General features: G+C 64.8%; 5 protein-coding genes. 3 read left to right on the top strand and 2 right to left on the bottom strand.

Annotation, left to right across the window (positions count from 1 at the left end):
* Together ACOADB_RS00340 and ACOADB_RS00335 are read left to right on the top strand one after the other, a co-directional pair.
* Nucleotides 1-2,972 (top strand): RHS repeat-associated core domain-containing protein (locus ACOADB_RS00340; protein WP_378595930.1); only part of this gene is annotated, 2,972 nt, incomplete at its 5' end.
* Between the two features lie 1,193 nt (nt 2,973-4,165).
* The gene (locus tag ACOADB_RS00335) at nt 4,166-4,375 is read left to right on the top strand and encodes an IS3 family transposase (RefSeq protein ID WP_378595929.1); all 210 of its coding nucleotides are present in this window, start codon (nt 4,166-4,168) and stop codon (nt 4,373-4,375) included.
* Nucleotides 4,376-4,426: 51 nt separating this feature from the next.
* Here ACOADB_RS00335 and ACOADB_RS00330 read toward each other — a convergent pair whose 3' ends face one another.
* Nucleotides 4,427-4,813 carry a hypothetical protein gene (locus tag ACOADB_RS00330; RefSeq protein ID WP_378595933.1) on the bottom strand — a complete coding sequence of 129 codons (387 nt, stop codon included), beginning with the start codon at nt 4,811-4,813 and terminating at the stop codon, nt 4,427-4,429.
* Between ACOADB_RS00330 and ACOADB_RS00325 the strand changes: the two genes are divergently transcribed.
* Nucleotides 4,736-4,924 (top strand): hypothetical protein, encoded by a 189-nt coding sequence (locus tag ACOADB_RS00325; RefSeq protein WP_378595928.1) that lies wholly within the window; start codon nt 4,736-4,738, stop codon nt 4,922-4,924. The two genes, ACOADB_RS00330 and ACOADB_RS00325, sit on opposite strands and share 78 nt — an antisense overlap.
* 240 nt (nt 4,925-5,164) lie before the next feature.
* Here ACOADB_RS00325 and ACOADB_RS00320 read toward each other — a convergent pair whose 3' ends face one another.
* On the bottom strand, nt 5,165-6,226 hold the full coding sequence (locus tag ACOADB_RS00320; RefSeq protein ID WP_378595927.1) for a glycosyltransferase family 4 protein: 1,062 nt from the start codon (nt 6,224-6,226) through the stop codon (nt 5,165-5,167).
* Between the last annotated feature and the right edge of the window lie 483 nt (nt 6,227-6,709).

The following is a 6,709-nucleotide window of genomic DNA, read 5'->3' as shown; positions in this document are numbered from 1 at the left end:
ATGCCGGCTTCTCCTACACCGATGACACCGGTCGGACCCTGAATACTGCCGAGTACGGTGCCGGGCGCTGGCTGATCGACGCCACCGACTACGACGCCCTGGACAACCCCACACGGGTCCTCGACAACGGCGACATCGCCGCCATCCAGGACGGAACTCTCGCCCCCAGCGACGCCGGGACCCTGACCGTCTACGACGAGGTCAAGAACTCCGCGGACGTCGTCACGATCCCTGCCGGCGCGGTGGCGACCGAGACGTTCGGGCCGGCCCGCCTCGCCGCCGTCAACGATGCCGGGGACGTGGCGTGGGTACGTCCCCACACGAAGATCAAGTTCGACGAAGGCGCACCCAACGACGGCATCAAGGACCCCACCGCAGTCGATGCCCCAGTCAAGGGCTACGCACTGGCCACCAGCAGCACCACCCGCCCCTGGGATGTCGCCACCGGCACCGACCTCACAGGAGCCGGTTACTCGGTCGCAGAATCGAAGACCGGGTATGAGCCGATCGTGGCAGGCGACAAGTCCGGCTGGGACCTCGCAGCCGCTACGACCAGCACCACCGTCATGGGCGGCAGCCAAACCGACATCATGACGACCACCCGCTACGACGACAGGGGCCGAGTCATCGAGACCCGCCAACCCCTCTCCGACGGCAACGACGCGGGGACCCGGCAGAGCATCTACTACACCTCAGGTACCAACGCCGCCGACGCGGCCTGCGGCGACAAGCCCGCCTGGGCCGGCCTGCCCTGTGTCACCAAGTACGCCGGCGGCGACCTCCCCGTGCAGCGGGTCACCGACTACAACGCCGACCAGCAGCCCCTCGAGGTCACCGAAACCGTCGCCGGAATGCTACGGCGCACCAGGACCAACACCTACGACGCCGCCGGTCGTCCGATCAAGTCCTGGACCAAGACCCACGGCATGACTGGATCCACCGCATCCACCGGCACCAAGACCACCTACGACCCCGCCACCGGCCTGACGACGAGCGTCCAGGCAATCGACAACACCGGGGCCGAGATCACTGGCACGACCATCACCACCGGCTACGACACGTGGGGACGGGAGGTCTCCTATGAACCCGCTGCCGGCGAATCCACGACCAGGACCTACAACGCCGCTGGCGACGTCGCGACGATCGTCGATCCCCGTGGGACCACGACCTACACCTACGACGGCACGGACGCCGACGGCAACACCGAACACCGGAGCCTGGTCACCAAGGTCTCGACCAGCCGACCCGGCACAGCCGATGTTGAGTTCACCGGCGCCTACGACGCCGACGGCACCCTGGTCACCCACAAGCTCCCCGGCGGCCTAGCCCAACGCAGCGCCACCAACACGGCCGGCGAACTCACTGACGTGACCTACACCGGTCGAGTGAACCTGCCCGACGCCAACGGCGACCTCATCCCGACCGAGGACGTGCCCTGGGTCGGCTGGTCCCAGCAAGCCGACATCTTCGGCCGCACCGTCGCCGAATGGACCCCCGAAGGAGCCGCCTTCACTGGCGACCTCACCTCCGGTGCCGGCTCCGGATACTCACGGGCCTACACCTACGACCGCGCCGGCCGCCTCACCACCGTCATCGACCGCACCACCCCCACCGGCGGCGGACTCGTCGAAGACGACGGAGGCAACCTCACCGTTCCAGTCGGCACGACCTGCCAGACACGGACCTACGGCTTCGACCGCAACGGCAACCGCACCAGCCTCACCAAGAAGGGCGCCAACCCCGACAACACCTGCTCGACCACCGTCACCGACAGCAGGTCCTGGGGCTGGGACACCGCCGACCGACCCACCAACGCCGGCTACGACCGCGACCCCCTCGGCCGCATCACCGCCATCCCTGCCACCGATACCCCGACCGGCACCGATCCGATCACCCTCGGCTACTACGACAACGACACCGTCCACACCATCACCCAAGGCACCGGACCCGCCGCAGTGACCAGCACCTACGCCATGGACGCCGCCGGCCGCCGAGCCACCGAAACCACCGGCACCACCAGCGTCGACATGCATTACACCGGGACCGGCGACAACCCCAGCTGGGCTCAGACCACGATCACCGGAACCGGGGGCAGCACCAAGACCACCCGCTACCTCGACAACCTCTCCGGAGACCTCTCCGCCGTCCTGATCAGCAACGGCACCAGCACCACCGCCTCAGCGGACCTCGAGATCGCCCTGGTCAACCCCCACGGCGATATCGTCACCACCGTCCCCATCCCCACCAGCGGACCAGCAGATGGGATCGATGCCTGGGCCGACTACGACGAATACGGCAACCCGTCCACGGCGTCGACCTCGACCCAAACGCAACTCGCCGACACCGGCATCGGGTACGGATGGGTTGGTTCTAAGCAGCGAGCCACCAATCCGCATGGCCTCCTCCTCATGGGCGCACGGCCGTACAACCCTGTCACCGGCCAGTTCACGTCCATGGACCCCGTCCAGGGCGGCAACACCACGACCTATGCCTACCCTCAAGACCCCATCAACAACTATGACCTTGACGGAAAGATCAAATGCTCCCGTTATGACCCGTTCGCTTGCTACCTAAAGCGCCGTGTTGACAAGTACAAGAGTTGGTATGGCAAGGCCACCAAACCGGTCTTTGACCATGTCAAGAGGCATCCCGGGTTCTACGGCGGAGTAGGTGTCATTGGCACGTGCTTTTTCAGTGCGGGTACGGGATGCGCCTTGGCGACTGCCGCTTACACGGGGTACGTCATGCACGATGCGGCCAAGAAGTGCAAGGGATGTAGCATGAAGAAGAAGGCTCGGGCGGCGGCTATCGCCGGTGTGCTTTCGTACGGCCTTGGCATGGGCCCTGGTTTATGGCGAATGAAGTTGGCAGCAGTTGCTTTCGCATCGGGTGCTGGAATAGCTTTCCGCGTCATCCAAGCGGCGACTGACGCCGTTCTTCACGCCATGTGCACGTGGCGATCAGTGTGTTGAGGTGCGACAGGTGAGTTTGGGCGAGTTGCCGCGACCATGGCAGGTGACGCTCGATGGGGACCTGACTATTTCGGGCCCGCAGGGTTCGGTTTGGTTTGGGCCAGATCGAGTCCATTGGTGTACGGGTGAGGACTCGGGAAGCGCCTTGTATTCGACCGTTCAGAACATCGATGTAATGCTGCCGCTTTATGGTCGGATTGTTAGGGGCATTCTCCTATTCATAAAATATACTTTGGTCGGAATGCCGGTTAAGGTCAGAAGGCTCGAGGCGGTTGTCACTGTTTCGACCACCATGCGAGACATATCGCTGTACCTCGGGGTCGAACGGGATCGTTACAAACTCAGCCAATGCTTGGCAGTCGAACGCCTCATGGACGTGCTTCGTGCCGAGCGTGCGTACGACCTATTGGGTCAGCGTGCATCTGCAGGCGAGCTCGTCGCGGAGGCGTTCTCGGTCGCCGATGATGGTGACTTTGGCAACCGCGGCCGTGTTCGTGCGGTCGTTCGGCGATATCGATAACCACTATCAATCGCGGGAGGGCGGCGGAGGGGGCTCCGATGGATCGAGGCACGGACCTGACATAACATAAGCTATCGGTGGTGCGCGGGGGCTTGGAGCGAGTCCGAGCCACGGCAAGGTCCTGGCCGCCACCACGTTCGGCTTCTGGACCAGGTTCACCGACCGTGACCGGACCGCGACCTTCTGTACGCCGATGCTGCGCTGTGCCGCCCCCGGTTTTCGGTCCATCTTGTGTGCGAGGGCGCATTGCCATGAGGGTCCTTGTGGAGGTGTTTGATGGCGGCAGCGAAGCGGTTCACCACTGGGTAGATCGTGGCGAAGTTGCGTGAGGCGGAGAAGCTTCAGGTGCAGGGGTCGACGATTCCGCAGGTCTGCAAGCGGTTGCAGGTCAGTGAGTAGACGTTCTGTCGGTGGCGTCAGAAGTACGGTGCGTTGAAGGAGGACGAGGCGCATCGGCTCAAGGCGCTCGAGGCCGAGAACGCCCGTTTGAAGCGGATTGTGGCTGAGCAGGCCCGGGATATCTCGATGTTGAAGGACCTGCAAAAAGGGAAACTGGTGATCCCGGCTCGTCGCCGGGCTGCCACGGCCCATCTGGTCCGCAAGTTCAAGGTCTCCGAGCGTCGGGCATGCAAAGGTCACTGGGCAGCATCGCTCCACCAACCGGTACGTCCCGGTGCCGACCGACTTCGAACAGCAGCTGGTCGCTGCGATGAACAAGGTCGCCGATCGGCATCCACGGTTCGGGTACCGCCGTGTCCACGCACTCCTCGTCGCGGATGGCTGGGAGGTCAACGTCAAGCGCGCGGAACGGTTGTGGCGCCGCGAGGACTGCGAGTGCCACCGTCGCGTTCCAGGCGTCAGGGCGGAAAGCGCTGGGCACTGACGCTCATTCGTTGTGAATGCTTCCGGCAACCAGCCAGGCTCATGTCTGTTCCTACGACTTCATGAGCTTGCGCACGGTGCGAGGCACGGGGCTGCGGGTGTTGAACGTGATCGACGAGTTCACTCGGATCTGTTTGGGCTTCCAGGTCGGGTACTCGATCGGTGCCGCCGACGTTCGTCGCTCGTTGGAACGCCTCTTCGAAGCCACGGCCGGCCGCAGGTGGCCCGCTCCGACACCGGCCGAGAGTTCATCGCTACGAGCTTGATGGACTGGCTCACCCACGAACAAGGCGTGTTGCCGGTCCAGGTCGCGAAGGCCAGCCCGCAGTAGAACGGGTTCATCGAACGCTTCAACGGCTCGATGCGCGACAAATTGTTGAAACCGCGAGGTATTCCACTCGTTGACCGAAGCCGCGTCGTGATCGGGGAGGTCGAGCATTGCAACCCCGAGCGCCCGCGCTCGGGTCTTCAGGTGCGCACGCCGATCGGCTACGCCGCGTACATTGCGATCCAGCCGACGTTGTCGACGGAGCCTTGTGAGAGGGGGTGAATGAGAGTGCCTGCCACCATCGAGAGTGGACCAGTCGCGACCATGAACCCTGTCCAGATCCGGGTAGAGTTCTCTCACATCATGTGGACCAACTTCTCGGGGCCGGACACCCCATCGTCGGCGTGAACTTCGACGCGCGCGGGCCACGGAAGCTATTCGCGGTGAGTCTCATTGCGCGCCAGACAGCGGTGGTTCCCAAGGTCTTCTGATGCCGGGCTCGTGGACTCGCCGGAGCGGCCGTTACGCGAGTAAGGACCGGTAGAGCGCGTCCAGTGTGTCTGCCTGAGCTTCCCAGGTCCACGACCGCATGAGGTTCTCGTCGTCATACGCCGCGAGGTACCTGTCCCTGTCGGCCAGGACGAGGGAGACGGCGCGCGCCAGATCCGCTGGGTCGCCCGCGGTCCAGACCTCGCCGAGCCCGAGGCGACGGGTCGTTTCCGCCATGACCTTGACGTCGGTCACCACGATCGGCAGACGCGCTTGGGCGTACTCGTAGTACTTGGTCGCCAACGCGATCTCGTTGTTGGGACCGTGCAGCAGGCTGTGGACGCCGACATCGGCGCCAGCCAGGTACGGCACGATCTGATTCACGGGCACAAAGGGAGCAAGGTGCATGCGGTCGCGGACGCCCAGCTCGTCTGCCAGGTTCAAGAGCCTAATGACAGCGGGTTGAGTGTCGTTGAGCACCACCATGACGAAATGGACTCCCGGGAGCTCGGGAAGCGCACGAACGATCGTGTCGACGCTGCGCGCTGGAGTAATGACGCCGGAGTAGAGGAGCAAGGGGACCTCGGGCCCGAGACCGATGACCTCCCGGACGTTGGCGTCAGGCGCCACGATCCCGCTGCTCAGGGGCGCGTTGATCACCACGGTGGGCAGGGCCGGAAGGTCGAACTCGACACGAAGCATCTCTGCCAAGGTGTCGCTCACCGTGACGACTGCGTCGGCGTGGTGTGCATAGGTCTGCTCAAGCAGGACTTGGGCGGCCTTCCACCGGCGGCTGTGGTTGGGGCGATCCGTACCGACGAGCCACTCGTGCGCGTCCCAGACCAACCGGGTGAATTGCCCGGCCACTCGGAGGCGGTTGGTCGCGCGCGCGCCGATCGCCAGCATCCGGTGGTCATTGGCATGGATCACGTCGGGCATGAGCTCATCGATCACAGGGCCGAAGGAGATCTCCCAGTCCCAGGTCTGCGAGTCGAGCCTCGACCAGGCCCGCTGGCCCTTGGTCAACTTCCACCAACGGATGGCGAGGTTGTCGGGCCAGCCCGTCGACATGAGGCGGGCGGCCCGGACGTCCATCGTCGCTCGTTGCCTGCGCCGGGTCCACCGAAGCCGTGCTCGAGCCACTGCCATCCGGCCCCGGCCGGTCAGACGGCGAAGGCCGGTGTCCGAGCCTCGAACCTTGTGCGTATCGATCAGCTCCGCTGCAGAGAGCACCGCGACCTCGGCCAAGCTCGTTTGGGCGGCCCCGACGCGGACGTTGCGGTAAGCCATGGGCGCACGGAACGTGGCGCGCCGCTCGAGGTCCGCGCGGTGCCCCACGCGTGTTGTCACGTCGACCAACTTGAGGTCGACACCCGGGAGGTCCAACTCCGCGGCCGGCTGCCCCCTGCCGGCCTTGCCCAACAGAGTTACGCGCCAACCCTTGGCGGCGATGGACGTAGCCTGCTTCTGGACCCGGGAATCACCAACGACCGCGTTGTCCACGAGCATGACGACGTGGGGTCGCACATCCACTGACGCCTGCCTTTCCTGACGGGTCACGCTGTGAGCTTCCTGGCC

This window comes from Nocardioides sp. CPCC 206348 (genome assembly GCF_048654705.1).
GTDB lineage: Bacteria > Actinomycetota > Actinomycetes > Propionibacteriales > Nocardioidaceae > Nocardioides.
Note: the sequence above shows the minus strand (reverse complement) of the source record. Positions and strands in the feature narration are given on the sequence as shown.

Bases quoted from the DNA above. Each gene is read 5' to 3' on its own strand.
- ACOADB_RS00325 (WP_378595928.1), top strand. From the start codon at position 4,736: ATGCGCGACAAATTGTTGAAACCGCGAGGTATTCCACTCGTTGACCGA.
- ACOADB_RS00330 (WP_378595933.1), bottom strand. From the start codon at position 4,813: ATGCTCGACCTCCCCGATCACGACGCGGCTTCGGTCAACGAGTGGAAT.
- ACOADB_RS00320 (WP_378595927.1), bottom strand. From the start codon at position 6,226: ATGGACGTCCGGGCCGCCCGCCTCATGTCGACGGGCTGGCCCGACAAC.